21 protein-coding genes are annotated in these 26,184 nt (G+C 72.0%); 7 read left to right on the top strand and 14 right to left on the bottom strand.

Going from position 1 to position 26,184, the window contains the following annotated elements:
- Nucleotides 1-56 precede the first annotated feature (56 nt).
- A complete protein-coding gene (locus P3T34_RS30350; protein ID WP_280669224.1) occupies nt 57-191 on the top strand; it encodes a hypothetical protein in 135 nt (44 codons plus the stop codon).
- A 132-nt stretch (nt 192-323) separates the two neighbouring features.
- Nucleotides 324-1,808 carry a M1 family metallopeptidase gene (locus P3T34_RS30345; RefSeq protein WP_280669223.1) on the top strand — a complete coding sequence of 495 codons (1,485 nt, stop codon included), beginning with the start codon at nt 324-326 and terminating at the stop codon, nt 1,806-1,808.
- Here the strand turns inward: P3T34_RS30345 and P3T34_RS30340 are convergent.
- Nucleotides 1,805-2,773: a LysR substrate-binding domain-containing protein gene (locus P3T34_RS30340; RefSeq protein ID WP_280669222.1), complete on the bottom strand. Its 969-nt coding sequence runs from the start codon at nt 2,771-2,773 to the stop codon at nt 1,805-1,807. The genes P3T34_RS30345 and P3T34_RS30340 overlap by 4 nt on opposite strands.
- A 242-nt stretch (nt 2,774-3,015) precedes the next feature.
- On the opposite strand from P3T34_RS30340, the gene P3T34_RS30335 reads away from it, so the two are divergent.
- Together P3T34_RS30335 and P3T34_RS30330 are read left to right on the top strand one after the other, a co-directional pair.
- Nucleotides 3,016-5,022 (top strand): Ig domain-containing protein, encoded by a 2,007-nt coding sequence (locus P3T34_RS30335; protein ID WP_280669221.1) that lies wholly within the window; start codon nt 3,016-3,018, stop codon nt 5,020-5,022.
- A 190-nt stretch (nt 5,023-5,212) separates the two neighbouring features.
- A complete protein-coding gene (locus tag P3T34_RS30330; RefSeq protein WP_280669220.1) occupies nt 5,213-6,358 on the top strand; it encodes an AI-2E family transporter in 1,146 nt (381 codons plus the stop codon).
- A gap of 22 nt (nt 6,359-6,380) precedes the next feature.
- Here the strand turns inward: P3T34_RS30330 and P3T34_RS30325 are convergent, their stop codons facing one another.
- Nucleotides 6,381-6,629, bottom strand: coding sequence for a DUF6296 family protein (locus P3T34_RS30325; RefSeq protein ID WP_280669219.1), 249 nt, complete (start codon nt 6,627-6,629; stop codon nt 6,381-6,383).
- A 124-nt stretch (nt 6,630-6,753) separates the two neighbouring features.
- Between P3T34_RS30325 and P3T34_RS30320 the strand changes: the two genes are divergently transcribed.
- On the top strand, nt 6,754-8,319 hold the full coding sequence (locus tag P3T34_RS30320) for a glycosyl hydrolase family 28-related protein (RefSeq protein WP_280669218.1): 1,566 nt from the start codon (nt 6,754-6,756) through the stop codon (nt 8,317-8,319).
- On the opposite strand, the gene P3T34_RS30315 is transcribed toward P3T34_RS30320, so the two are convergent.
- The 12 genes from P3T34_RS30315 to P3T34_RS30260 all read right to left on the bottom strand — a co-directional run bounded on the left by P3T34_RS30315 (nt 8,264) and on the right by P3T34_RS30260 (nt 24,033).
- Nucleotides 8,264-9,967: an enoyl-CoA hydratase-related protein gene (locus tag P3T34_RS30315; RefSeq protein WP_280669217.1), complete on the bottom strand. Its 1,704-nt coding sequence runs from the start codon at nt 9,965-9,967 to the stop codon at nt 8,264-8,266. The two genes, P3T34_RS30320 and P3T34_RS30315, sit on opposite strands and share 56 nt — an antisense overlap.
- Before the next feature lie 108 nt (nt 9,968-10,075).
- Nucleotides 10,076-10,495: a TOBE domain-containing protein gene (locus P3T34_RS30310; RefSeq protein ID WP_280669216.1), complete on the bottom strand. Its 420-nt coding sequence runs from the start codon at nt 10,493-10,495 to the stop codon at nt 10,076-10,078.
- Nucleotides 10,496-10,638: 143 nt separating this feature from the next.
- Entirely contained in the window at nt 10,639-13,389 is a 2,751-nt protein-coding gene (locus P3T34_RS30305; RefSeq protein ID WP_280669215.1) for a SpoIIE family protein phosphatase, read from the bottom strand.
- Between the two features lie 67 nt (nt 13,390-13,456).
- Nucleotides 13,457-14,410, bottom strand: coding sequence for a hypothetical protein (locus P3T34_RS30300; protein WP_280669214.1), 954 nt, complete (start codon nt 14,408-14,410; stop codon nt 13,457-13,459).
- Nucleotides 14,411-14,490: 80 nt separating this feature from the next.
- On the bottom strand, nt 14,491-15,978 hold the full coding sequence (locus tag P3T34_RS30295; protein ID WP_280669213.1) for an APC family permease: 1,488 nt from the start codon (nt 15,976-15,978) through the stop codon (nt 14,491-14,493).
- A gap of 320 nt (nt 15,979-16,298) precedes the next feature.
- Entirely contained in the window at nt 16,299-16,706 is a 408-nt protein-coding gene (locus P3T34_RS30290; RefSeq protein ID WP_280669212.1) for an SHOCT domain-containing protein, read from the bottom strand.
- A gap of 162 nt (nt 16,707-16,868) precedes the next feature.
- A complete protein-coding gene (locus tag P3T34_RS30285) occupies nt 16,869-19,067 on the bottom strand; it encodes a putative Ig domain-containing protein (RefSeq protein ID WP_280669211.1) in 2,199 nt (732 codons plus the stop codon).
- A gap of 351 nt (nt 19,068-19,418) precedes the next feature.
- On the bottom strand, nt 19,419-20,927 hold the full coding sequence (locus P3T34_RS30280) for a HAMP domain-containing sensor histidine kinase (protein WP_280669210.1): 1,509 nt from the start codon (nt 20,925-20,927) through the stop codon (nt 19,419-19,421).
- Complete coding sequence (locus P3T34_RS30275; RefSeq protein WP_280669209.1) at nt 20,924-21,592, bottom strand: response regulator transcription factor; 669 nt, start codon at nt 21,590-21,592, stop codon at nt 20,924-20,926. Before P3T34_RS30275 ends, P3T34_RS30280 begins: the two co-directional genes overlap by 4 nt.
- A 79-nt stretch (nt 21,593-21,671) precedes the next feature.
- A complete protein-coding gene (locus P3T34_RS30270) occupies nt 21,672-22,505 on the bottom strand; it encodes a putative protein N(5)-glutamine methyltransferase (protein ID WP_280669208.1) in 834 nt (277 codons plus the stop codon).
- 38 nt (nt 22,506-22,543) lie between these two features.
- Nucleotides 22,544-23,446 (bottom strand): DJ-1/PfpI family protein, encoded by a 903-nt coding sequence (locus P3T34_RS30265; protein ID WP_280669207.1) that lies wholly within the window; start codon nt 23,444-23,446, stop codon nt 22,544-22,546.
- On the bottom strand, nt 23,443-24,033 hold the full coding sequence (locus P3T34_RS30260) for a cysteine hydrolase family protein (protein ID WP_280669206.1): 591 nt from the start codon (nt 24,031-24,033) through the stop codon (nt 23,443-23,445). The genes P3T34_RS30265 and P3T34_RS30260 overlap by 4 nt, the downstream gene beginning before the upstream one ends.
- Before the next feature lie 255 nt (nt 24,034-24,288).
- On the opposite strand from P3T34_RS30260, the gene P3T34_RS30255 reads away from it, so the two are divergent.
- Together P3T34_RS30255 and P3T34_RS30250 are read left to right on the top strand one after the other, a co-directional pair.
- Nucleotides 24,289-24,993: a hypothetical protein gene (locus P3T34_RS30255; protein ID WP_280669205.1), complete on the top strand. Its 705-nt coding sequence runs from the start codon at nt 24,289-24,291 to the stop codon at nt 24,991-24,993.
- A gap of 176 nt (nt 24,994-25,169) precedes the next feature.
- On the top strand, nt 25,170-26,180 hold the full coding sequence (locus P3T34_RS30250; protein WP_280669204.1) for a LuxR C-terminal-related transcriptional regulator: 1,011 nt from the start codon (nt 25,170-25,172) through the stop codon (nt 26,178-26,180).
- The last annotated feature ends 4 nt before the right edge of the window (nt 26,181-26,184 follow it).

The raw sequence follows: 26,184 nt of genomic DNA, 5'->3' as shown, positions 1-26,184 counted from the left end.
ATCGGTGCCCGCCGGTGCATTGTCGTCGGTGCTTATAGCCCAAGGAAGGACACCCGATGACAGCGATAACAGGCAGCACGGCCGCGAACCCGACGCAGGATCCGGCCGCCGTCGACGAGCACCCGGACTGCCCGTGGCCCGACGGCCCGTGCGTCCACGACGACCCCGCCAAGGCCCACCCGGCCCCCTGATCGCACCCACTCCCCCCGGCCGTCGCAGCACCCCGCTGCGACGGCCGGACCATGCCTGCGGCATGGCACCGAGACCTGGTCCCCCGGTCCGTCTACGATCCGCCGGGGGGCCAACCAGAAACGGTGATCCGCATGCCCCTCTCCCGCTGTTCTCCCCTCGGCGCGCTCACGCTGGCGGCCGTCTGCTGGCTGGGGACCCTGCCCGCGGCGGCCGCAGGCGCGGGCGCGCCGGACCCGGTGTTCCCGGGGCTCGGCAACAGCGGGTACCGGGCGCTGCGGTACGACCTCGACTTCAGCTATCTGCCCGCGACCAGGACCGTCGACGGGACGACCACCATCACCGCGCGCAGCAGCCGACCGCTGGACCGCTTCGAGCTCGACAGCCTGGGTCTTGCCGTGCACAGCGTGCTGGTGGACGGGCAGCCGGCCGGATTCGCGCTGCACGACGAGAAGTTGGCGATCACCCCCGCGCGGGCCGTGCCGGCCGGCGCCGTACTGACCGTCCAGGTGCGCTACACCGCCGACCCGCGGGCACAGCTGCCGCACAGCGGGTGGGTTCCCACCCCCGACGGGTTCGCGGTGGCCGGGCAGCCGGACAGCGCGCACACGGTGTTCCCCTGCGACGATGTCCCCGGCGCCAAGGCCGAGTTCACCATCCGGGTGAGCGCCCCGGACGAGCTGCTCGGGGTGGCCAACGGGACGCTGGACGGCAGCACGGAGCAGCAGGGGCGCACCACCCGCACGTACACCTCGCGCGAGCCGATGGCCACCGAGCTGGTGCAGGTCACGGTGGGCCGCTACACCGTGCGCGAGCGGCAGGGGCCGGCCGGCGTCCTGCTGCGCGACGTCGTGCCGACCGCGCGGGCGGCCGCGCTGGAACCGGCGCTGGCGCTGACGCCCGGCCAGCTCGGCTGGATCGAACAGCGGCTCGGGGACTTCCCGTTGGAGTCGTACGGCCTGCTGCCCGTCAACACCGACGACCCGGACGCGTTCGCCTTCACCGGCCTGGAGACGCAGACCCTGACGCTCTACAAGCCGGGCTTCCTCGAGCAGCCGGAGGCCGAGATCGGCTCGCACATGATGCACGAGCTGGTGCACTCCTGGTTCGGCGACAGCGTCACCCCGAGCACCTGGGCGGACCTGTGGCTGAACGAGGGTCACGCCGACTACTACGGGCTGCTCTACCGCTACGACCAGGGCTGGCCCGACTCGCTCGGGCTGGACTCGCTCGACGAGCGGATGCGGGACACCTACGCCCAGGGCGACCAGTGGCGCCACGACTCCGGTCCGGTGGCCGCGCCGAGCGCGCCGGCCACCCTCTTCGACAGCCAGCGCTACCTGGGCGGCGTGCTGGTCCTGTACGCACTGCGCCAGAAAGTCGGCGACGCCGACTTCCAGCGCATCGAGCGGACCTTCCTGCAGCGCTTCCACAGCGGGACGGCCGGCACCCAGGACTACATCGCCGTCGCCTCCGAGGTCTCCGGGCAGGATCTCAGCGGCTTCCTCGGCGACTGGCTCTACGGCACCCGCACCCCGCCGATGCCCGGCCACCCGGACTGGACGGTGGCGGCGGCGCAGACCCAGCGCGCCACTCCGCGGGGGACCGCCACGTTCTAAGGACGTCCCCAGAGGGACTGCTTGACGATCGGCTCGCGCTCCAGCACGCCGCGGGCGGCGAGCCGCTCGGCGGAGTCGAGCACCGCCTGCCGCAGTGCGAGCAGCACCGCGCCCACCGCCGGCGACGGCTCACCGGCCGAACTCCGGTACAGCACACGGGTTTCGAACGTGCCGGTGACCGGGATCCCGGTCACCGTGCGGCGCTCCTGCTGCGCGGCCGAGCTGGCCGGCACGATCACCGCTCCCAACTGGGCCGCCAGCATGGCGCGCACGGCGGCGGCGGTGACCGCCAGATGCTCGCGTGCGGGCCGTAGGCCGTGCTCCCGGGCGAACCGGGCGAAGGCGTGGCCGCGCGCGGAGTCCGGCGGGGCGCTGATCCACGGCCGTCCGGCCAGGTCCGCGACCGACACCGGGGTCGGCGACCAGCTCTCCGGCACCACCAGCCGGTACTCGTCCTCCATCGCCACCCGGCACTGCGCGCCGTCCGGGACCGGCGGAGCGTGCTCGCGGTCAGCGGTCAGCACCACCACGTCCAGCAGGCCGCGGCGCAGCTCCTGAAGGCTCGCCGGGTGCTCGGCCTCGCGCAACTCCACCGTCAGGCCCGGGTATCCGGCCGCCAGCAGCGGGACGACGGCGGTGCCCACGGTGGTCAGCACACCGAGCGTGACGCCCAGGGTGACCCGTCCGCCGAGCTGCCCGTGCTCGGCCAGGTCCCGTGCGGCCGAGGCGAGTTCATCGGCTATCCGGGCCCCCCGAGCGGCCAGCGCCCGCCCGGCCTCGGTCAGCTCCAGGCGACCGCCGGCGCGGTCGAGGAGTGCGACCCCCGCCTGCTGCTCCAGCCGGGCCAGCGCCTGCGAGACGGCCGAGGGCGTCACCGCCAGCCCCCGCGCGGCCGCCGCGATCCCGCCGGCCCGGGTGACGGCATGCAGCACCAGCAGCCGCTTCGGATCCAGCTCGAGCTCCACGGTCCCCGCCTCCGTCACCATCCCACCTGGCATCAGGTTAGCCGTGTTCAGTCGTGCGCGAACGTGTTGACTCTTGTGCGCAGTGCGACATGTGCAATATAGTATTGCACTGATAGAGCGTCACAATGCGCCGGATTCGGTCGCGTTCTCGATCCCCCCCTGCATCCGCGCAACGCCTCCCACTGTGAACGCCCGTCACCGCACTCTCCCGTGTTCCCCCACCTGAAAGGGACTGTGTCAACGTGACCAGACTCAACTCCGGTCTGTTCCGGCGCGGCAAAAGAGCAGTGTTCACCAGCCTCGTCGTGGCCATGGCCGCCGCCGGGCTCGTCAACCCGCTCTCCGCCACGGCCGCTCCGCACATCGGCGCCGCCATCGCGATAGCGGCCAAGCCCGGCACCCCGAAGATCCCGGCCGCTCCCGCCGCGACGACCAAGCGCGTGGCGGGCCGGCTGAACGCCGCCAGGCCCGCTCCGGCCGGCGCCGCCAAGGGCTCGGGTGGAACGGTGAAGCCGCAGCTCAGCGATGGTGCGGACCCGGGCCCTGGCGGCGACGGGAACGTCGCCAACGAGTACGACCTGCCGCTGACGTACAAGGGCAGCCAGGACTCGACCGGTGTGGTCATCGGTGCGCCGAAGGTCTACCTGGTGGTCTGGGGCTCCCAGTGGGGCACGCCGTCCACCAACTCCACCGGCGACACCGTGCTGTCGCACGACGCCGACCAGGCCGTCCCGTACCAGCAGGACTTCTTCAAGGGCCTCGGCAGCTCCGGCGACGGCTGGAGCGCGGTGCTGACCCAGTACTGCGAGGGCATCGCCAGCGGCAGCATGCAGTGCCCGTCGAACGCCGCCCACATCCCCTACCCCGCGCCCGGCAGCGTGCTGGCCGGCGTCTGGGTGGACAACGCCGCGCCGGCCCCGCAGTCGGCGAACGAGCCGCAGCTCGGCGCCGAGGCCCTGGCCGCCGCCCAGCACTTCGGCAACACCACCGCGGCGCAGAACCGCAATGTGCAGTACGTCATCGACTCGCCGCAGGGCACCGACCCCGACAAGTGGCGCGAGCTCGGCTACTGCGCCTGGCACGACTTCCAGCGCTCCTCCTACGGCTCGCTGGCGTACACCAACATGCCGTACCTGACCGATGTCGCGGGCTGCGGCACCAACTGGTTCGGTGAGAACACCCCGCGCGGCCGGCTGGACGGCTACGGCATCATCGGCGGCCACGAGTACGCCGAGACCGTCACCGACCCGAACACCCCCGGCGGTTGGACCGACGCCACCGGCCAGGAACTCGGCGACAAGTGCGCCTGGATCCCGCAGGGCTCCAACGGCGGCCTCTTCACCGAGAACCTGTCGACCGGCTCGTTCCCGCTGCAGACCCTGTGGTCCAACGCCGACCACCTCTGCATGGCCTCCGACCCGATCTACACCGGTCCCTCCCTCGTCCTGAGCACCATGTGCGACCGGACCGACGCCCCCAACTCGCCGCTCTCGATCCCGGCGATCGCCGCGGACGCCACCGGGTCGGCGGTCAGCTACAGCGCCACCGGCCTGCCGGCCGGCCTGAGCATCAACGCGAGCACCGGCGTCATCAGCGGTAGCTCGGCGGGCACCGGCGGCTACCAGCGGATCACCGTCAACGCCAAGGACGCCCAGGGCAAGACCGCCACCGCGGGCTTCTGGGAGGACGTGACGGCCGGCGGCCAGCACGGCTGCAGCGGCATCGAGCAGCTGACCGACCCCGGCTTCGAGAACGGTTCGGCCGACGTCGACCACACCGTGATGACCGACGCGTGGAGCCCATCCGGCTACAACGTGATCACCCCGTCCAGCCTGCACGCGGCGCACTCGGGCCAGTGGTACGCCTGGCTCGGCCAGGACGCCGGCAACACCGACTCGATCACCAACTACCTGAACACGTACCCCGGTTACACCTCCGCCAACTTCTCCTTCTACCTGGACACCGAGACCACCAACACCTCGGCCAAGCCGGACACGCTGTCGCTGATCGCCATCGACCAGTACACCGGCCAGCCGCTCGGCACGGTCAGGACCTGGAGCAGCGCGGGCTCCACCCCCGGCTACCAGTACCAGTCGGTCGACCTGACCCCGTTCATCAACCAGGTCGGCTTCGGTACGGACCATCGGTCTGCAGCTCGTCTCGAACGAGACCGGCGCCACCCCCACCACGGCCTTCCTGGTGGACGACGCCTCGGGCCGCGAGTCCTGAACCACCTGCACCGCCCGTAGGACCTGCACCACTCGCACCGCCCGTCGCAGCCGGATCCCGGCTGCGGCGGGCGGTTGCGCCGTTCCGGCCCCGAGCCAGCCATTCGGGGGGTAGCTCGTGGCGCGCGGACCTCGGCGCGCCGCAGCGATCTACGGTTTGCCGGTCGGGCTCACACAGCCGCCGCCAGTCGTGCCGACCAGGAGGTGCCGGATGCCAGCGCCGAGCAGAGGGCCGAGCGGATCGCCCAGTGGATCGCCGGGCAGCAGGAACGCCGCTCGCCGGGCCGCCCTGGCCCGGCGACCGCCGGTCGAGCCGCCGGGGCGGGTCGGGCCCGGGGTGCAGCGGGCGGCCGGCTACGCCTGGCGGCTGCTGGTGATCGGCGGCGCGCTCTACGCGGTGCTGCTGGTGGTCAGCCGCCTGGTGCTGCCCGCGGCCGCGGTCTTCGTCGCCCTGGTGATCACCGCCATCCTGCGGCCGGTGGCCGACCTGCTGCACCGGGTGCTGCCGCGGGTGCCGGCCGTCGTGGTGGCCGTGCTGGGCTCGCTGCTGCTGCTCGCCGGGCTGCTCGCGCTGGTCGGCGAGACGGTGGCCGGCGAGTGGAACAAGCTGGCCCACGACTTCAGCGGCGGGATCGACCGGATCGAGAAGTGGCTGGAGGGCTCGCCGTTCCATCTGCACCCGGGCGCCCTTGCCGGGCTCCAGGCCAAGCTCAGCTCCTTCGTCGCCACGCACCGCGCGGCGCTGGTCAGCACGGCGGTGAACGAGGCCGGACACGTGGTGCAGATCGCCACCGGCGGGGCGCTGGCGCTGTTCTGCGCGGTCTTCTTCATCCACTCGGGCGACGCCATGTGGCGCTGGGCGCAGCTCCGGCTCCCGGCGGGCTCGCGGGCCGCCACCGCGCGGGCCGGGCAGGCCGCCTGGCGGACCTTCGCCGGCTACACCCGGGGCATCATGATCATCTCTGCCACCAATGCGACCCTGGTCGGGATCGCGCTGGTGGTCCTCGGGGTGCCGCTGGCGCTGCCGCTGACCGTGCTGGAGTTCTTCGCCACCCTGATCCCGCTGATCGGCTCGCCGGTCGCCCTGGCGGTCGCGGCCGTGGTGGCGCTGGCGGCGAAGGGGCCGGTCACCGCGCTGATCGTGCTGGCGCTGATCGTGGTGATCGGCCAGATCGAGGGGCATCTGCTGCACCCGCTGGTGATGAGCTGGGCGGTGCGGATCCACCCCGTCGTGGTGGCGCTCTCGGTGGCCGCCGGCGGCATCCTGTCCGGCGTGATCGGCGCGGTCGTCGCCGTCCCGATCGTCTCGGTGGCCTGGGCGGTGATCTGCGAGCTGCACGGCCCGGCCGTGGAATGAGCTGAGTGAGTGCCCGCAGGGGTCAGCGCTGCGCCGGCAGCGGGACTGCGTGCAGGCACTTGGCGGCGGTCGCGGCGCCCTGCTCGGTGGTCAGCGGCTCGGCGATGCCGTCGGCGCTGATCTGCACCAGGAACTCGCCCGCGTCGTCCGCGTAGACCGGGCGCCCGTCCATGCCCACCCGCTCGGTCAGCGTCACGGTGACCACCCGGGGCGGTGCGTGTGTCCCCGGGGTGCCCGGCAGCGTGACGGCGTAGCGCTCGATCGTGGTCATGGCAGCCTCCCGACCTCACCAGTCACCTTACCGGGAAAAAGAAATTGATACCGGCGGACTCTTTGGTAGGGTCCGTCCGGCCTCTTACTGATGGTTGTTCAGATCCCTACAGAATGGAGAAGCTGTGACCAGCGACTCGATCGACAAATCAGGTCAATCCGGAATCAGCACGAGCAGGCGGTCGATTCTGGGTCGCACCTTTGCCGGTGCCGCCGGAATCGCCGCGCTCACGATGGCGATGCCGGACACGCCGGCCGCGGCTGCCGGCGCCGGCCAGGGCATCACCGACTGGGTCAATGCGGTCACCCAGTTCGGCGCGGACCCCAGCGGGGCGACCGACAGCACCAGCGCGATCCAGCAGGCGCTGAACTCGCTGTCGGCGACCGGGGGCGTGGTCTACCTGCAGGTCGGCACCTATGTGTGCAACCAGGCCAAGCTGACCGCGGTGGACGGCGTCGCCCTCCAGGGCGCCGGCCACGCATCGGCCATCCATTTCGACGGGACGGTCAATCCGACCCTTTTCGGAATGGGTGACACGACACGGCGGAGTTTCTGCATCCGCGATATCGGCATCATTCAGACGAATGCCTCGGCGGCGGGCACGGCCATCGATGCGAGCTATTTCATCAACTCGGACTTCACCCGGCTGCTGATCGCCGGCACGACCGCTGCGCCGAACATCGGCATCGATATCAACGGGGGCAGCGCCTACTACAACTGGGTGAACTGGTGCCAGGTCAACGCGGCCGGGACCAATGCGATCGGGATCCGGATCAGCAACGGCTCGAACAACAACCACGTGGTCGGCGGGCGGGTGTTCCTGCCGGCCGGTGACCCCAGCAACACCGGTTACTACATCAATGCGAAATCCTGCTCGCTCCAGTCGCCGAACTGCCAGGAAGCCGGCGGGGTCGGCATCGACGTGGGACTCACCGGCGTCGCCACCACCATCACCGACGCGTATCTCGAGGACAACGCCGTCGCCAACCTGCGGTTCGCGGCCGGGGTGCTGTCGCCCACCGTCATCGGCGGCACGATCGAGAACGACACCCAGTTCACGCCCAACATCGTCGACAACGGCGCCATCAGTCCGATCATCCTGAACGCCAGGACCTCGCACGGCGGCGACATATACGCCCACACCAAGGCGATGATCGGCAACACCTGGCAGGCGGAGGACCACGGCCTGATCTCCTGGGCCTACGACCCCGCGGCCATTTCCGCCAGCTCGGACCTGGTGTCCGGTACCGCGTACTTCGTCAAACTGCCGGTGCGGTACGTCACGACGATTTCGGCCGTCTGGTTCGACGTCGCCGCGGCCGCGACCGTGACGACGCCCGGCACCAACTTCTTCGGTCTCTACCACCTCAGCCCCGGCTCCAACACGGTCGTCCAGCTGGCCGCGGGAAGCGCCGACAACGTGCTCAAGTCGGTGGGCATGCAGTCGGTCCCGATCACTCCCCAGGTGGTGACCCCCGGATACCTCTACGCGTGCGTCATGGCCGGCGGCTACACGGGCACCGTGTCGCTGGGCCGCAATGCCGGCAGCGGCGCGGTCGGCAATCTCAACCTTCCGGTCGCGGGATACCGGTTCTTCCAGAACACCACGGGAAACACCACGGCCCCGGCGTCGATCAACCTGCTGACCAACGCGACTCCCCCTGCGGCCTTCTGGGCGGCGGTGAGCTGAGCTGCTCGGGGTTGCCGGCCGGGCGCTCCTTGCGGACGAAGGCGCGGCGCAGCGCGTGGTACGGCTGGCTCGGGTCGAAGAAGATCCGGTGCATCCGGGCGAGTTCCTCCGCCCGGTAGGCGGCGAGCGGCTTGGCGGCGCCGTCCTCCTCCAGGCGCGCCTTCTTCCGGGCGATCCGCTCCTGCACGGTCCCCAGCGCCGCCGTACGCGCCGCCAGGGCCCGGACGTCCGCTGCGAAGCGTCCGGGCCCGCACTCCACGATCCGGTCCACCAGGCCCAGCGAGCAGGCAGTGGCCGCGCTCACCGGTAGCGCCTCCTCGGTCAGCCGCCGGGCCAGGGAGGCGCCCACCCGGCGCGGCAGGGTGTAGGTCCAGTACTCGGAGCCGTACAGCCCCATCAGCCGGTAGTGCGGGTTGAGCACGACGCCCGAGCGGCACCACACCTCGTCGGCGGCCAGCGCCAGCATCACCCCGCCCGCGGCGGCGTTGCCGCCCAGCGCCGCGACGACCAGCCGGTCGGTGGTGGTCAGGACCGCCTCGACCAGGTCGTCCATCGCCTGGATGTTGGCCCAGGACTCCTCGGCCGGGTCGGCGGCGGCCTCGATGACATTGAGCTGGATGCCGTTGTTGAAGAAGTCCCGCCCGCCGCCGAGCACCAGCACGGTGGTCGGGCGGGCGCAGGCGACCCGGTAGGCGGCGAGCAGGCGCCGGCACTGCCCGGTGCTCATCGCGCCGCCGGGGAAGGAGAACCGCAGCACCCCGACCGGGCCGTCCTCCTGGTACTCGATATCGCGCCACCCGTCGGCCTCGGGCAGCTGCGGCAGCCTGCTCCCCAGCGCCTGGACGGCGGGGAGCTTCACCCCGAGCGGTCCGCCGGGGAGCCTGCGGGCGCGCAGCTCGGGGATCCACACCGCGCCGTCCGCGGTGGCCCGGCAGACGGCGCCGGCCCCGGTCGCCAGCAGCTCGCCCGGGCGCCCGCGCAGCCGCTCCTCGGGGTGGCCGCCGTGCAGGAACCACTGCGCCCCGCACAGCTCGTCGAGCACCCCGGGCTGCGAGTCGGCTGCCCGCAGGGCGCGCAGCACCGCCGCCGTCCCGTCCCGCTGCCAGTCGATCCGCCGCAGGCTCTGCGCGAAGTACGGACGGGTGCGCCCGACGGCGGCCAACTCGGCCTGCCGCTCGGGCCGGTAGCCGCCCGAGCCGAAGCGCCGCACCGCCAGCAGCACCGCCTCCACCGCGGCATCGGAGACCTCGTTGCGGTAGAAGTCGCTCTTGCCGACTTCCGGCGGCACCGCACAGGCCACGGTCGCCCAGACATCGCCGCCGTCCATCACGCCGTCGGCCTGCAGCACGGTGACGCCCCACTGCGCCGCTCCCTCGTGCAGCGCCCAGTCCAGCGAGGACGGCCCGCGGTCGCCGACCGGCCCGGGGTGCACGATCAGACAGGTGTACGCGGACCACAGGTCGGCCGGCAGCGCGCTCCGCAGCATCGGCGCCACGATCAACTCCGGCCCGAACTCGGCCACGGCCGCGCGCAACTCGTCATCCCCCAGGGCCAGTTGGACACCCACCAGGTGTCCCCGGTCCCGCAGTTCGACGAAGACCCGCTGGGTCAGACTGTTGAACGCGCTCGCGACGAGCAGAATCCGCACGACTGCCTCCCGGCCGCCCGCGCACGGGGAAGGCAACGGGCCCGGCCGTCAGCGATCCTTAACCCCCCGCCCTGCCCAACCCCGAACGCGCGCCCAGGAGTCACCCGTTCAGGCGGTGGCGAGGGCGACCTCGGTGGACTTGATCAGGGCGACGACCGGGGAGCCGACCTTCAGGCCGAGTTCGGTGACGGCATCGCGGGTGATGGCCGCGGTGAGTTCGCCGCCCTCGATGGAGACCCGGACGGTGGCCATCGCCTCGCCGGTGGTGACGGCGCTGACGGTGCCGGGGAGTTGGTTGCGGATGCTCAGGCCGCTCACCGGACCGGTGGCGAGCGCGACCTCGGTGGACTTGACCACAGCGCGGACGGCGCTGCCCTCGGCGAGGCCGAGTTCCTTGACGGCGTCCACCGTGACGGCTGCGGTGATCTGCTGACCGCCGTCCAGCCGGGCCCTGACGGCTGCCATCGCCTCGCCGGTGGTGACGGAGGTGACGGTGCCGGGGATCTGGTTCCGAATGCTCAGGCTCATGGGGACGACCTCACAGAGAAGGAATCGGTGAAATAACGGTATCGGGCATTTTCGGGCGGCGCGGAAAGCGGGTCTCAGCTGCGAGCCGGCAGCCTGGAATGGGCTTGGAAATGCGGGACGCGAATTCCCAAGCGAAATCAATTTCACCCGCCCGGCCCTGCCTCCCGCAGCGTCTGCTCCGCCCAGATCACCTTCCCCGTCGCGGTGTACCTGGTCCCCCAGCGCTCGGCGAACTGGGCGACCAGGAAGAGCCCGCGCCCGCCCTCGTCCAGGCTCGCCGCGTAGCGCAGGTGCGGGGAGGTGCTGCTGCTGTCAGAGACCTCGCAGATCAGGGAGCGGTCCAGCAGCAGGCGGACCCGGATCGGCTCGTCCGCGTAGCGGATGGCGTTGGTGATGAGCTCGCTCAGGATCAGCTCGGTCACGAAGGCCAGCTCGTCCAGGCCCCAGGCGGCCAGCTGCCGGCTGACCGCGGCGCGGACGTTGGAGACGGCGGCGGGGTCAGAGGGGACCTCCCACTGCGCGATCCGGTCGGCACCGAGCACCCGGGTGCGGGCCACCAGCAGGGCGACGTCGTCGGTCGGGTGGGCGGGCAGCAGGGCGTCCAGAACCGCGTCGCAGGTCTCCTCGGGGTCGGGGCCGGAGGCCTCCAGGGCGCGCTTCAGCCGTTCCAGGCCCTCGTCGATGTCGCGCTCGCGGTCCTCGACGAGCCCGTCGGTGTAGAGCACCAGGCGGCTGCCCTCGGGCACCCGCAGCTCCGCCGCGAAGAACGGCAGCCCGCCCAGGCCCAGCGGCGGGCCGGCCGGTACGTCGGCGAACTCCACCGTGCCGTCGGGGTGGACGATCGCGGGCGGCGGGTGGCCGGCCCGGGCCGTGGTGCAGATCCGCGAGACCGGGTCGTAGATCGCGTAGAGGCAGCTGGCGCCGGTCACCGGGTCGCCGCCGCCGGTGGTCGTCGGGTCCTGGTCCAAGCGGCTGACCAGGTCGTCCAGGTGGCCGAGGAGTTCGTCCGGCGGCAGGTCCAGCGTGGAGAAGTTGTGCACCGCGGTGCGCAGCCGGCCCATGGTCGCGGCGGCGTGCAGGCCGTGGCCGACCACGTCGCCGACCACCAGCGCGACCCGGGCGCCCGGCAGCGGGATCACGTCGAACCAGTCACCGCTGACGCCCGCCTGCGCCGGCAGGTAGCGGTGGGCGACCTCCAGGGCGTTCTGCGCGGGCAGACCGTGCGGGAGCAGGCTGCGCTGCAGGGTGACGGCCATCGCGTGCTCGCGGGTGAAGCGGCGGGCGTTGTCGACGCAGACCGCCGCGCGGGCCACCAGCTCCTCGGCGAGCGACTGGTCGTCCGCGTCGAAGGGCTCGGACTCGTTCCAGCGCCAGAACTTGGCCATCCCCAGCAGCACGCCGCGGGCCCGCAGCGGGCACCGGACGACCGAGTGGACGCCGAACTCCAGCAGCCGGCCGGCTCGTTCGGGGTCCTGCGCGAGCCAGGCGGTGGAGGAGCGCAGGTCGGGGTCGAAGCCGGCCTGCCCGGTGTCCAGGTTCCAGGCCTGCGGGGTGGTGGGCAGGATGCTGATCTGCTGGCCGACAGGGTAGAGCGGCGAGTCGTCGCGTACGCCGCTGAGCGCCGCCCGGCGCATCGGCACGCCGCTGCCGCCGACCGGCTCCTCGCCGCGCAGCACGGCCTCGGCCAGGTCGACGGTGACGAAGTCGGCGAAGCGCGGGACGGCCACCGTGGCGAGCTCCTCGGCGGTGCGGGTGACGTCCAGCGTGGTGCCGACGGCCACCGTGGCGTCATAGAGCAGCTTCAGGCCGCGGCGGGCCGTGTCGGCGGTGTCCGAGACGGCGTGCAGCTCGGTGGAGTCACGCAGTGTGGCCACCGTGCCGGGCGGCCCGCCGTTGCGGTCGGTGGAGCGGATGTTGACCACCAGCAGGCGGTCCCCGGTCAGCAGCACCCGGTCGCTGACGCCCTCGCCCGAGGCCAGCAGCTGAGCAGCCGCGGGCTCCAGGCCGAGCGCGGTGAGCGAGCGGCCCTCGGCGTCCGCGGGCAGGGCGAGCAGCCGGCGCGCCTCGTCGTTGGCCAGCAGCAGCCGGCTGTCGGCAGCGATGATCAGCACGCCCTCGCGCACCGCGTGCAGCACCGCGTCGTGGTGCTCGTACATCCGGGTCATCTCAGCCGGGCCGAGACCGCGCGTCTGGCGCCGCACCCGCCGGGCGGCCAGCGCGGTGCCGGCCATCGCGAGGACCAGCGCGCCACCCGCGGTGCCGAGCAGCAGCGGGAGTTGGTGGTCGACCACGCCGTTGACCTTGCTGATGGTGATGCCGGCCGAGACCGCGCCGACGATCGTGCCGTGCGGGTCGTAGACCGGGACGATCGCCTGCACGAGCGGGCCGATGGTCCCCTTGATCTGCTCCACCACCACCTGGCCCTGCAGGGCCGGTTGGTAGTCGCCGACGAACTTCTTGCCGATCCGGTCCGGTAGCGGGTGGGTGTAGCGGATGCCGTCGGTGTTGATCACCACGATGAAGTCCACCCCGGAGGCGATCCGGGCGGCCTCGGCGCGCGGTTGCAGCACCGCTGTGGGGTTCGGCGACTCGATCCCGGCCACGATGCCGGGCGAGTTGGCGAAGGTCTGGGCGACGGCGACCGAGCGGTCGCGGGCGTCCGTGGTGCTGGCGTGCTGCGACTGCAGGACCAGGGCCAGCACCGCCGCCACAACGAGCAGCAGGACCACGCCCACCTGCAGCGCGAACACCTGGCCGGCGACGCTGCGCAGCGCGCGCACGATCCGTGAGCGACGGCGGGGCCTGCCCCCGTCAGCAGACGGGGGCTCCTGCCCGCCGCGCAGACCGCGACCGGTGGGCAGGGCGGCCGAGGATCGGGCCATCAACCGGGCCATGAGCCCATTGTCTACCCGGTAACGGCCCCGGGCCGCCGGCGGCGGGCCGGGGCAGGGCCACCCGGGGTCACCGGCTGAGGCGCTCGTACCAGCGGCGGAACAGTTCCTCCGGCTCGTCGGTGTAGGACCAGGGGGCCCGGGTCGGCCGGTTGCCGAGCAGCCGGAAGACGGACCTGGCCTGCTCGCTCATGCCCGCCAGCACCAGGGCGTGGGCGACGAAGTTGAGGTCCGCGACGTCCTGGGCAAGCTCGTAGTTGCGGTGGGCCAGCCAGCGCTCGCAGGTCCGGTTCAGGTCACGGACGGCGACGTCGCTGCGCCAGTGCTGGGAGAGGCTGAGCGCGCTCGCGCCGCCGCTCTGCTGCAGGCCGCGGAAGTGCTCGGCCCGGGCGGCCTGGGTGAGCGCGAGCAGCGGCGAGCCGAGCGGGGCGAAGGAGGCGGTGTCCCAGGCGAAGTCGTACATCTGGGAGTGCGAGCCGTGCCAGCGCGCGGAGATGTGGCGCAGGACCTGGTGGTGGCCCTCGCGGTTGTCGTGGTCGCGGGCCTGCAGCTCGCGCCACCACTGGTTGGAGTGCGGGTGACCGCCCGCGTAGAGGCGGGCCACGGTGAGCAGCGAGACCCACGGCATCGGGTCGTCCGGGTAGCCGCCCGCGGCCTGCAGGCAGATCCGCACCACCCGGTCGAGCCGGTCGCGGTCGGTGGCGTCGCGGTCGGGGGTGGGCGAGGGGCCGGTCGCGATGGCGTTGAAGAGGCGCATCACCTCGGTCTCGGCCCGCACCACCATGGCGTCCGGGTTGGCCGGCTCGGCGGCCTGCCAGGTCTCGACGGTGCGGTTGCCGGCCGCGGCATCGGCCAGCAGGCGGACCCGGTGGGTGCGGCGGTCCCAGTCGCGGCCGGTGTCCCGCAGCAGGTCGCGCGCGCCCTGCCAGCGGCCGACCAGGACGTCCTGGCGGGCTTCGGCGAGGAGCCGGTCGCCGAGGGTCGGATCGTAGAGGGACGCCTGGGGACGGCGCGCTCGGGCCACGGGGTTCTCGATCTCCAGTTGGGGACGGGCAGGGTGGGTCCGACGGTGGGCCCGCCCGACCGGGCGGGCCCACCCGGTGTCTACAGGTCGGTCGCGAGCCCCGATTCGGCACCCGACAGCGCCAGGTCGCTGCCCCCGTAGCGCGCCTCGATCTCGTCCGCGTCGGTCGCGTCCAGGCGCGCCGGGCGGTAGTACGAGCTGCCCTTCGTCCAGTACCAGGCCATCGGGATCAGGCCCAGCGCCAGCGTGCCCAGGCCCAGGCCCAGTTGCAGGCCGGTGAAGTTGAAGAGCGCCTCGACGAAGACGAAGCCCATGAAGAGCGCGCCGGCCAGCGGCCAGATGCCGATGAAGATCGCGTTGGAGACCGACTTCAGCAGCAGTCGGCGGTAGGCGACCACCACCGCGAGCCCGGCGAGCGCGTAGTAGAAGGCGATCTGCAGGCCGATCGCGTTGATGGCGGCGGTGAGGATGGTGTTCACCGAGCCGATCGCGTTGGATCCGATGAAGAGCAGCAGCGAGACCACCGAGACCACCGCGATCGCGACCCACGGGGTCTGCCAGCGCAGGTGCGACTTGCCGAAGACGGCGGGCACCGTGCGGTCGCGGCCCATCGCGAAGAGCGAGCGGGAGACCTGGATCAGCGTGGTCTCCAGGGTGGCGATGGTCGACAGCACCACCGCGACGACCAGCACCTTGCCGCCCCAGCCCGGCCAGACGATCTCGCCGATGTCGGAGAGCAGCGTGCTGCTGTTGGTCTGGATGTCGTTCTGGCTGATCAGCAGGTTGACCGAGATGGTGACCACCTCGAAGATGGCGAACGCGGTGACCACGCCGAGCAGGCCCCCCAGACCGGCGTTGCGCTTGCTGTTGCTGGTCTCCTCGCTGAGGTTGGCGGTGACGTCCCAGCCCCAGAAGTAGAACGCGGCGATCAATGCGGAGGCCGCGAAGCCCTTCACTCCGCCGAAGTGGCCGAAGCCCCAGAGCCAGGACCAGGAGAACACCGCCGCGCCGCCGCCGTGCACAAGCGCCGCCACCCCGAAGACGACCAGGATCACGATCTCGATGCCGGTCATGATCCACTGGGCGTGCGCGGTGATCCGCGCCCCCATCAGCACCAGTGCGGCCATCACCAGGAACCAGCCCGCGCCGACGGCGGTGGCCAGCGCGGTGTTGTTCGCCAGGCTCGCCGAGAAGAGCGAGAGCGTGTACGAGCCGGCCGGCAGCGAGCCGGCGACCATGAAGAGGGTGGCCGAGACCACCAGCGCCCAGCCGCTCATAAAGCCCAGCGAGGGGTGCAGCGCCCGGCCGACCCAGGAGTAGCTGGCGCCCGCGTTGACGTCGATCCGGCCCAGGTAGTTGAAGGCCCAGGCGATGCCCAGCATGGGAATCGCGCACCAGAGCAGCGCGGCCGGTGAGAAGAGACCGGCCGCTCCGGCCAGCGTCGCGGTGGTCGCGGCGAGCGAGTACGCGGGAGCACTGCCCGCCACCGCCATCACGATCGTGTCGAACGTCCCGAGGACGTTCGCCCGCAGGCCCGTTCTTCCTCCGGAGGAGTGGGGGGTGCTCATCGGTGGCGCCTTTCCTGGCATGCCGCATACCGCGCCGGCGGAAGGCGCGTTGAAGACGGGTTTCGGAAGCCCGACGGCCTGGCGGGCCGGGAACCGCCACCTCGGGGAAAGCGGAGGCGGGGGCTGGCCGTGAGTATTTCCACTGGCCAAATAGCTGTCAAGGTATAGAGGTTGACTCCAGGTTAAATGTGCAGCAGGTGTGCCCGGACGGGAAAACCGGCGATCCGCGCGCACTGGTGGTCTGTACCACCTGACCTGCGACGCAGCGCCGAAAAACGCCGGACACCTCCCCGCGGGGAGGTGTCCGGCGGATCGGGAGCTCAGGCGAGCAGTTTGTCCTTCGCCTTCTGGTACTCCTCGTCGGTGAGGGCGCCGCTGGTCTTCAAGTCCGCGAGTTTGGCGAGTTCCTCGACATGGCTGCGCGGGGCCTCGCCGCCGCCGTCGGGGCCGGCCGCGTCCTTCACATAGGCCTTGAAGGCGGCATCGGCACGCTTGGCCTGTTCGAGGTCGCGCTCGTGCATCGACCCGCCGCGCACGATCAGGTAGACGAGGATGCCGACCAGTGGCAGCAGGATCACGAAGACGGTCCAGGCCGCCTTGTGCCAACCGCCCATGTCGTGACTGCGGAAGATGTCAGTGATGATCTTGAAGAGCAGGAAGAACCAGAGGACCCAGAGGAAGAACTCCAGCATCGTCCAGAACAGGTCCAGCAGCGGGTAGTTGGTCATGGGTGCTCCGTCTCGGCAGGCCACCGTCCCGTCGGCAGCACAGAAGGCCCCCTGAAACGAGTGATATCACCACATATCAACCGCCGCATGTCGACATGGCACAGCGCTGCCCCGGGGACGTTCCCGTCCCCGGGGCAGCGCTTCAGGCTCCTACAGCTGGTGTCAGGAGGTGGTGATGCCCGTGTCGTCGATCACGAAGCTGGTCTGGGCCGAGGAGGAGTTCTCGACGCCGTTGAACTTCAGGGTGACGCTCTTGCCGGCGTAGGACGAGAGGTCGTAGGTGTGCAGGGAGTAGCCGTTGTTGGCGTTCAGGTTGGAGAAGGAGGACACCGTGGTGCCGTTGGCCGAGACGGTGAGCTTGTCGGCCGCGGTGGTGCTGGTCTTGTTGGTGTCGATGTGCAGCCAGAAGGTGAGCGAGGCGTGGCAGCCGGCGGGGATGGTGACGGTCTGCGACAGGGTGTCGGTGTGGGCGGCGCCGTAGCCGTCCAGCCAGGCGTCGTAGTTGCCGGAGTGGGCGGGCTCGGAGACGGTGTCACCGTTGATGACACCGGCGGTGGCGGTCCACGGGGAGGCGGAGCCGGTCTCGAAGCCGGGGTTGCCGAGCAGGTTGGAGCCGGCGCCGGAGCAGCCGGTGGAGGTGCTGACGGTCCAGGTGAAGGACGCCGAGCCGCTGGCACCGGTGGCGTCGGTGGCCTTGACGCTCACGCTGTAGGTGCCGGCGGTGGAGGCGGTGCCGCTGATCAGGCCCGAGGAGCTGATCGACAGGCCGGTCGGCAGACCGGTGGCCGAGTAGGTCAGCGTCTGGCCACTGGCCGAGTCACTGCCACTGACCTGCAGGCTGACCGAGCTGCCCGTCGTGGTCGACTGGTTGCCGGGGCTGCTCACCGTGACGGTGTTGCCACCGGTCGAGCCGCTCTCGGTCCAGCTGAAGGAGGTGCTGCCCGAGGCGCCGGTGCTGTCGGTGGCCTTGACGGTCACCGAGCTGGTGCCGGCGGCGGTCGGGGTGCCGGAGATCAGGCCGGTGGAGGCGTTGATGCTCAGGCCCGCGGGAAGACCGGTGGCCGAGTAGGTCAGCGTCGCGCTGCCCGAGTCGGAGGCACTGATCTGCAGCGAGGCGGCGGTGCCGACGGTGCCGCTCTGGGTGCCCGGGTTGGTCACCGTGACGGTGTTGCCCTGGCCGCCGCCCACGATCGGGTGCGAGATGGAGCACGCGTTGGTGTCGTTGGACCAGCTCGCCTGCTCGGCGAAGGTACCGGCGGTGCCCATGGTGACCATGGCCGCGCCACCGGCGGTGCCGGGCGCCAGCCACGCGCACTCGTCGGAGTTCTCCTGGCCGTTGAACGAGCTGCCGCTGACCTGGTTGGTCCAGCCGCCGGCCGGGAACTGGTCGGACATCATCTCGTGCCACTCGTGGCCGAGGGTCATCGTCCAACCGTCAAGGGTTCCGGGCGAGTTGACGAAGCCGACGCCGCAGCCCGAGCCCGAGTCCATGTTGTACGGCTGGTTGCTGAACGCGAGGTCGCCGTAGGGCGAGTTCACCGCGCCACCGGTCAGCGAGCTGTCACCGGTGTAGTCGTGCCAGGCGCAGTACTGGCCCTGGTAGCTGTCCGGGTTGGTGCCGGTCGGCGACATGATCACGTAGTACGCGTGCCGGTTGGCCGCGGCCGTGGTGTTGCCGAAGTGGGCGGCGGCCTTGACGGCCTCCTGGCCCAGCTGGTTGCCGGTCGTGGCACTCGGCGAGGCGGCCGAGTTGTCGTAGTACACGCCCGAGAGCACACCGCCGGCCTGGTACGGCACGAAGCTGGCGTTCGAGGGGCAACTGGTCGCGCCAGCGGCCACGTTCGGGCCGTCACACCACTGGGTCAGGTCGGCCGACCACAGCTCATTGCCGGTGCCGATGCCCTTGAACATCTGCTGCGCGGCACCGGCAGCGCCGTCCGCGTCGCCGGAGAACTTCGCGTCGCCGTTGCTGTCGGTGCTCTGGGTCCCCCACTGGGAGCCGTAGAACACCAGGTAGACCTGGGACTTGCCGTCGTTGACGCCGACACCGTTGGTGCCGCCGCCGTAGGACAGCGTCTCCGGTCCGGTCGCCACGTTCGGCGTCGCCTGGGATGCCGCCCACGACTTCATCTTGGCGTTCGTCTGAATGGTCGGCAGCGCACCGTGACGGTAGGCGTGCTGGTACTCCGGGCTGTACGGGTTGGCAGCCGTGCTGGTCTGCGCCGCGGACGACGCGCCGGTCGCCAGGGGTGCGGCGACGGCCGCGCCGGAGCCGGCCATACCGGCCGCGGCGATCGCGAGCGAGGCCAGGCCGGTGACGACCGACCGGCGCACGCGGCGTGATGCCTGGGGTGTACCCATCGTGGGGGATTCCTCTCATGCTGATGTCGCGTCCGCCGGTTGGGCGGCACGGGATCAGGTGCATGCAACGGGAAGGGCAGGCTTCACCGGACGTGGTGATTGCGTTTCACCTCAGCCGGTACCGACCGAGCGCGGTACGGCCCGGGCAGGGGTGAATGTCGACAGCGCGACGACGTCACGGAGTGAGGGTTGATAGTGACGCGTCAAGTTTCCGGTGGTGCCGGGCAGAAGCAAACCAGAGTTGGCGAACAGGGGTCAACACCCGTGCTACCAGGCATTTTTGAGGTAATCCCTCAGGTCTGGTTAAGCGCGCAGGTGGGCCCGGATGCATCGCACCGGAAGGCTCGGGCCTTACTTTTGGCGAGCGGGTACCAGCTCCAGGACGACGGTCAGGCCGCCCCCGGCGGTGTCGGTCAGCCGGACCGTCCCGCCGTTCGCGGTGGCCAGCCGGTGCACGATCGCCAGGCCCAGGCCGGAACCGCCCAAACCTGAGCCCGAGCGTGAACCACCGTACCCGCAGGGGTTTGGGCCGAGGACACCGAGGCCCCCGCTGGACTCCGTGCCCCTGACGTGGGCGGTGGCGAAGCGGCGGAAGGCGGCGCGCCGCGCCGCGGCGGTCATCCCCGGTCCGTCGTCCACCACCAGCAGCCGGACCACGGGTTGGCCCTGGGCGCCGGTGCCGGGAGCGGCCTCGATCCGCAGCGTGCCGCCCTCGGCCACCGCCTCCAGGGCATTGGCGATCAGGTTGTCCAGGACCTGCTCCAGGTCCCCCTCGCCGAGTGCGGCGGCCACCGCCGTCCGGCACCGCGCGGTGAGCGCCACCCGGCGCTCCTCGGCCACCGGCTCCCAGGCCGCTAGCCGCTCGCGCACCACCTCGTCCACCCGGACCGCGACCGGGCGGGGCACCGCGCTCTCGGCCCGGGCGGCGGCCAGCAGACCGTCCACCAGCCGGGAGAGCCGGGCTATCTCGCCCTGGGCGCCGGCGAGTTCGGCGGCGGTGTCGTCGTCCGCGTCGGCGCCGAGCAGGTCCAGGCGCAGCCGCAGCGCGGTGAGCGGGGTGCGCAGCTGGTGCGAGACGTCGGCGATCATCGCGCGGTGGCCGTGCACCAGGGCCTCGGTGCGGGCCGCCATGGTGTTGAAGGTGGTGGCCAGCCGGCGGACCTCCCGGGGCCCGGCCCCGGCGGGCGCGCGCACCTCCAGCGCGCCCTGCCCCAGCCGCTGGGCCGCCTGGTCCACCGCGTGCAGCGGGCCGCCCACCCAGCGGGCCAGCCCGACCGAGACCAGCGCGCCGCCGATCAGCACGGCGGCCGAGGTGAGCGAGAGCCAGCCCCAGACCATCTCGGTCCGGTCGCTGAGCGGGTCCGCCGACCTGGAGAGCACCGCGACCCCCGCCAGGTCGTCCGACTCCCCCACCGGCACCACCACCAGCACCCGGCCGGCGACCAGTCGGGTCCGGGTGCGGCGGTCGGCGAGCGTGGCGGCGACCAGCGCCGCGGCGGGGCTCGGGTGCCGGGGGTCGACGGTGGCCACGGTGGTCGCGGTGTCCACGGTGGTCGCGCCGTCGGCGGAGGCGGCGGCGGTGCAGGCCGTCCGGGCCAGCAGCCGGGCGGCCACCGTGTAGACGGCCGCGCAGTCGCCGCGTCGCTGGGCCTGGTCGAGCCGTCGGTGCATCGCCGCGTCGGACTTGTGGTCCGACAGGTGCTCCTCGGCGGCGGCCGAGAGCTTCGCGGCGGCGGCCTCGGCGGTGCTCCGGAACGAGGTCTGCTCACGCTCCGTCAGCAGCCAGCCGAGCGGCGCGACCGCGAGCACCAGCAGGACGGCGATCAGCGCCAGGACCGTCCAGGCGATCCGGCGGGTCACGGCGGGTCCAGCGGCTCGCCGAGCCGAAAGCCCCGGCCGTAGACGTTCTCGATCAGCCCCGGTATGCCCAACTTCTTGCGCAGCGAGGCCAGATGGACGTCCAGCACCTTCGCCGGGCCATAACGGTGGGCGTCCCAGGCGCGTTCCAGGATCTGCTGCCGGGCGACCACCCGGCCCGGATCGACCGCCAGGCACTCCAGGATGTCGAACTCCTTGGCGGTGAGCGGGACTTCCGCGCCGTCGACGGTGACCCGGCGGGTGCGCGGGTCGACCGTCAGCCGTCCGTGGCGCAGCGGCCCCGGCGCCGCCGCCGGGTGGATCCGCCGCCGCACCGCGCGGATCCGGGCCAGCAGTTCGGCCAGGCCGAAGGGCTTGACCAGATAGTCGTCCGCCCCCTCGTCCAGGGTGGCCACCCGGTCGCCCTCCTCGCCCCGTGCGGTCACCACGATGATCGCCACCCCGGAGTGCCGGCGCAGTCGGCGGCAGACCTCGACGCCGTCCAGGTCCGGGAGCCCCAGATCGAGCAGCACCACGTCGGGCACGGGCTGCGCGGTGAGCGCGGCGCGGCCCGTCCCGACGGCGTCCGCCGCGTACCCCGCGCGCTCCAGCCCACGCACCATCGACCGCGCGATGCCCGGGTCGTCCTCGACCACTAGCACCCGCACGACGGGCTCCCCCTCGCCGGCTCTCTCGCCGGCTCTCTCGCCTTCTTTCGCCCCCTGCATGCCCGGAGCCTACGGCCACCTACAGTGGCGGGGCAGGCCTGGTGGCGATCAGCACCGTGGCGTCCAGCTCGTCGTCGGTGGCGATCCGGACGGACAGCCCGGCCGCGGTCAGTGCCTCGACGGCGTAGGGCACTTGGCGCTCGCTGGTCTCGAAGAGCAGGTGTCCGCCCGGGGCCAGCCAGGACGGCGCGGCGGCGGCCACCCGGCGCAGCACCGCGAGGCCGTCCGGGCCGCCGTCCAGCGCCACCCGCACCTCGTGCTCGCGGGCCTCGGCCGGCAGCAACTCGATCTCGGCGGTGGGCACATAGGGCACATTGGAGAGCAACACGTCGATCCGCCCGCGCAGCGCGACGGGCAGCGGCTCGAAGAGGTCGCCCTCGTAGACCCGGCCGCCGGCCGGCCCGACATTGCGCCGGGCGCACTCCACCGAGGCGTGGTCCACATCGGCCGCGTGCAGCTCGACGCCCTCCACCGCCGCCGCCAGCGCCACCCCCAACGCGCCCGAGCCGCAGCAGAGATCGACCACGACGGGCCGCGCCGGAGCGAGTTCGGCCGCCTGCTCCACCAGGAACTCGGTGCGCCGGCGCGGCACGAACACCCCCGGGTCCACCGCGATCCGCAAGCCCCGGAACTCCGCCCAGCCGACCACGTGCTCCAGCGGCAGTCCGGCCACCCGCCGCTGCACCATGCTCTCCAGCTCGGCCGGCGTCCCGGCCGCTGCCGCGAGCAGCAGCTGCGCCTCCTCCTCGGCGAAGACGCACCCGGCAGCCCGCAACCGGACGACCACCTCGGCTTCGGAGAGCGGCGCGGGGTCGGGGGCGGATGCGGAGCGGGTCACGTGGGGAGCCGACATGAAGGCCTTTCGGGGCGCTGGCAGTTAGATCGGGGAGCCTACCTCGCGCGAAGGCGGCGGAGCATGCGGGCGTCCTGGAAGCCGACGGCGCGGGCGCTGGCCTCGATGGTCGCGCCCTGGGTGATGAGGTGTTCGGCGCGCTCGATGCGCAGTTCCTGCTGGTAGCGCAGCGGTGTCAGGCCGGTGGCCTCGGTGAAGTGGCGGGTGAGGGTCCGTTCGCTGACGCCGGCGGTCGCGGCGAGGTCGGGCAGCGCGAGGCGGCTGGTGAACCGGGCGTCGATCAGGTCCTGGACCCGGTGGACGGCGTCGCTGAGGTGGGCGCGGTGGCGCAGCATCGCGCTGGTCTGCTGCTCGTCGCCGTTGCGGCGGGCGTAGACGACCATCGACCGGGCGACCCGGGCGGCGGTGCCCGGGCCGTGCCGGACGGCGACCAGGTGCAGGGCCAGGTCGATGCCGCTGGCGATGCCGGCCGAGCTGACCACCCGGTCGTCGACCACATAGAGCACGTCGCGCACCACGCCGGCCCGGGGGTAGCGGCGGGCGAGCTCGTCCTGCAGGTCGTGGTGGGTGGTGCAGCGGCGGCCGTCCAGCAGCCCGGCCCGGCCCAGGGCGTCCGCTCCCGCGCAGATGCTGGCCACCGTGCCGCCCGCCGCGTGGTGCGCCGCCAGCCGCTCCAGCGTCGCCCGCTCCAGCGCGCCGTGGGTGTGCAGGGCCGGCGAGCTCCAGCCGGGGACGACGAGCAGGTCCTGCGCCGTCAGCTCCGGCCACTGGGTGCGGGCCCGCAGCACCACGCCCTGGGCGGTCGGGACGTCCTCCCGCTCGGCCACGTAGTCGAGTTGGTAGCCGTGGCCGAGTCCGGCCGCCGTCGAGAAGACCTGGGCCGGCCCGGCGAGGTCCAGCAGGTGCACCTGCGGGACCAGCAGGAAGACCACACGGGTCACGATCCGGTCAGCTCCTCCACGGTGGCGATCCGAGCGAAACGGCCCGCCAGCGCGTACTCGGTGCGGGCGATGATCTCGTCCGTGCCCAGGGTACGCGGGTCGGCCAGGATCTCCGCCAGGCTGCGGCCGGCCGGCGCCTGCCAGTGCTCGATGGGGTGGGTGGCGGTCGCGTCGGTGACGAAGGTGACCTGGTAGCCGAAGTCGGACGCGACCCGCGTGGTGGTCTCGCAGCACTGCTCGGTGCGGATGCCGCAGACCACCACCTCGCCGATGCCGCGCTCGGTGAGCAGCTGCTGCAGGTTGGTGGTGGTGAACGCGTTGTGCGCGGTCTTGGTGACGACGGGCTCGCCCTCGGCCGGCTCCAGCCCCTCGATCAGCCGGACGTGCCCGAGCGCGGGGTCGAAGGCCGTGCCGCTGCCGTGGTCGGCGTGCAGCACCCAGACGACCAGCTCGCCGCGCGCCCGGGCGGCGGCCACCAGACGGTTCACCCGGGCGACGATGTCGGGGTTGGAGACGGCCGCCCAGTTCTCCAGCCGGCGGAAGGACTCCTGGACGTCGATGACAATCAGTGCGCTCTTCTTCTTCATGCCCCCATCCTGGCGCCGCCGGGCCCCCTCCGCGAAGGCCGGATCCTGCCTGGGAGCGGACCGATCCGGTCACCGTCTCGGATCGCCCGCGGGCACCGTCGACCCCGGCTCCCGCTTCAGGGGTCCCCCTGGGGGGGAACCCCGATATCCCCCTGAGAACTAGCTGATGTGTAGTTAGATCATTGTTCGTTCCCTGAGGATCGTCCTCAGGGGCCTGTCAACGCCCCGGAGTGAACGGCGGCGAGGAGGACGGCAGTGAGCACCCGGGTGATGAACCTGACGCGCAGCGCGGCGGTGTCCGAATGGGGGGCGCTGTTCAGCGCGGTGCGCGGGCGGTTGATGGAGAGACGACTGGCCGCGATCCCGTTCACCGTGCTGGCGACCTTGCTGGTCCTGCTGTTCGGTGTGCTCCAGCACCTGCCCGGGGGCGCCGCGCTGGCCGCCCGGCTCGGGGTGGTCTGCGCGGCGCAGCCGTTCGCCCTCTCGCTGCTGCGCACGCCGCTGTCGCTCTTCGTCCCCGCGCTGGACCTGCCGGTCTGGGGGGCGATGCTCCAGGTCCTGGTGGTGTTCGGGATAGCCGAGCTGGCGCTCGGCCTGCGCCGGACGCTCGTCGTCGGCTACGCCTGCACGCTGGCCGGGACGCTGTTCACCCGGATCGGGGTCTCCCACGACTCCGGGCTGCCGGCCCATCTGCCGGCCTGGTTCGCGCACGTCCGGGACACCGGGCCGTCGGCGGCCGTGGTGGGCCTGGCACTGTGCGCCGCCTGGCGCTACGGAGCCTGGTACACCGGGGCCGGCGTGATCGCGGTGATGTCCGTCGAGGCGATCCTGCTGCCGAACCTCGCGGGCCTGGAGCACCTGGCGGCCCTCACCTGCGCGGCACTGATCGTCGGCCTGTCCGCCGCGGCAAGGCGTTTCTTCCCATCGGTGTCCCCCGTCAAGACCGCCGGAGCACTATGAGACAGTAAGATCCGTAGTCGATCATTCTTGCCGAGGTGCGGGGGCCCGCGGCTAATTTGCATACCACCCTCCGCTTCGAGGCTCCCTTGAGTGAGAATCAAGCGTCGTGAGTGAGTGCCGGTGGCAGCGGGGGCTGCTGTATGTGACGCCGGTCGGCGAAAGGGTTGGTGCAGAGCGTGTCCTTCAGACTCGACTTGCTGGGGCTCGACACGGACGCGGCAGCCGTCTACCAGGAGATGCTCAGAGACACCGACGCGGGCATCGCGCAGATCACCCAGGTGCTCGGCTGGGAGGAACCACGGGTCCGTCAGGCACTCGGCGAGCTGGAGGAGTTGCAGCTGGTACGGCCGTCCTGGCAGGTCCCCGGCGAACTGCGCGCGGTGGAGCCCGAGGTCGGGTTGGTGGCGCTGCTCTCCCATCAGGAGGCCGAGCTGCGAAAACAGCAGGAGGCCATCGAGGCCAGCCGGCTGGTGGTGCGGCACGTGGTCGCCGAGTACACCCAGTACACCCGCTCCCAGCAGGAGCTGAGCGTCGAGGTGCTGACCGGGCTGGACGCGATCCGGCTCAGGATCCAGACACTGGTGGCCAACTGCGAGAGCGAGCTGATGGCCCTGGTGCCGGGCGGCGCGCAGTCGCCGGTCAACATGGAGAACAGCCGGCCCACCGACAAGGAGTTGCTGGGACGCGGCGTGAAGATGCGCTCGATCTACCTGGAGAGCGTCGCCAACGACGCCGCGACGGTCGAGTACGCGCGCTGGCTCACCGAACTCGGCGCCCAGGTCCGCACCGCGCCCACCCTGCCGCCCCGGATGGCGATCTACGACCGCCGGGTGGCCATGGTGCCGGTGGACCCGGATGCGCCCGGCGCCGGCGCCATGCTGGTGCGCAGCCCCGGCATGGTGAGCGCGCTCTGCGCGCTGTTCGACCACGTCTGGGCCGGGTCGCTGCCGCTGGGCCGGCGCCCGGAGCCCAGCGAGCACGGGCTGACCACCCAGGAGCAGGCGGTGCTGACGCTGCTCGCCCGCGGCTACGCCGACGAGGCGGTCGGCCGGCGCCTGGGCGTCTCCGTCCGTACCGGGCGCCGCATCACGGCCAGCCTGATGGCCCGCCTGGAGGCGGGGAGCCGGTTCCAGGCGGGCGCGGTGGCCGCTTTACGCGGGTGGATCGATCTGGACACGCTCGCCTGAGCGA

It is taken from the genome of Kitasatospora sp. MAP12-44 (assembly GCF_029892095.1).
Classification (GTDB): Bacteria; Actinomycetota; Actinomycetes; order Streptomycetales; family Streptomycetaceae; genus Kitasatospora.
The sequence above is the reverse complement of the archived record's forward strand: the minus strand, read 5'-3'. Positions and strand labels throughout refer to the sequence as shown.

What these genes read in the sequence shown, in the direction of transcription:
- P3T34_RS30350 (WP_280669224.1), top strand. Translation starts at nt 57, where the DNA reads ATGACAGCGATAACAGGCAGCACGGCCGCGAACCCGACGCAGGATCCG.
- P3T34_RS30345 (WP_280669223.1), top strand. Translation starts at nt 324, where the DNA reads ATGCCCCTCTCCCGCTGTTCTCCCCTCGGCGCGCTCACGCTGGCGGCC.
- P3T34_RS30330 (WP_280669220.1), top strand. Translation starts at nt 5,213, where the DNA reads ATGCCAGCGCCGAGCAGAGGGCCGAGCGGATCGCCCAGTGGATCGCCG.
- P3T34_RS30325 (WP_280669219.1), bottom strand. Translation starts at nt 6,629, where the DNA reads ATGACCACGATCGAGCGCTACGCCGTCACGCTGCCGGGCACCCCGGGG.
- P3T34_RS30310 (WP_280669216.1), bottom strand. Translation starts at nt 10,495, where the DNA reads ATGAGCCTGAGCATTCGGAACCAGATCCCCGGCACCGTCACCTCCGTC.
- P3T34_RS30305 (WP_280669215.1), bottom strand. Translation starts at nt 13,389, where the DNA reads ATGGCCCGGTTGATGGCCCGATCCTCGGCCGCCCTGCCCACCGGTCGC.
- P3T34_RS30295 (WP_280669213.1), bottom strand. Translation starts at nt 15,978, where the DNA reads ATGAGCACCCCCCACTCCTCCGGAGGAAGAACGGGCCTGCGGGCGAAC.
- P3T34_RS30290 (WP_280669212.1), bottom strand. Translation starts at nt 16,706, where the DNA reads ATGACCAACTACCCGCTGCTGGACCTGTTCTGGACGATGCTGGAGTTC.
- P3T34_RS30285 (WP_280669211.1), bottom strand. Translation starts at nt 19,067, where the DNA reads ATGGGTACACCCCAGGCATCACGCCGCGTGCGCCGGTCGGTCGTCACC.
- P3T34_RS30270 (WP_280669208.1), bottom strand. Translation starts at nt 22,505, where the DNA reads ATGTCGGCTCCCCACGTGACCCGCTCCGCATCCGCCCCCGACCCCGCG.
- P3T34_RS30260 (WP_280669206.1), bottom strand. Translation starts at nt 24,033, where the DNA reads ATGAAGAAGAAGAGCGCACTGATTGTCATCGACGTCCAGGAGTCCTTC.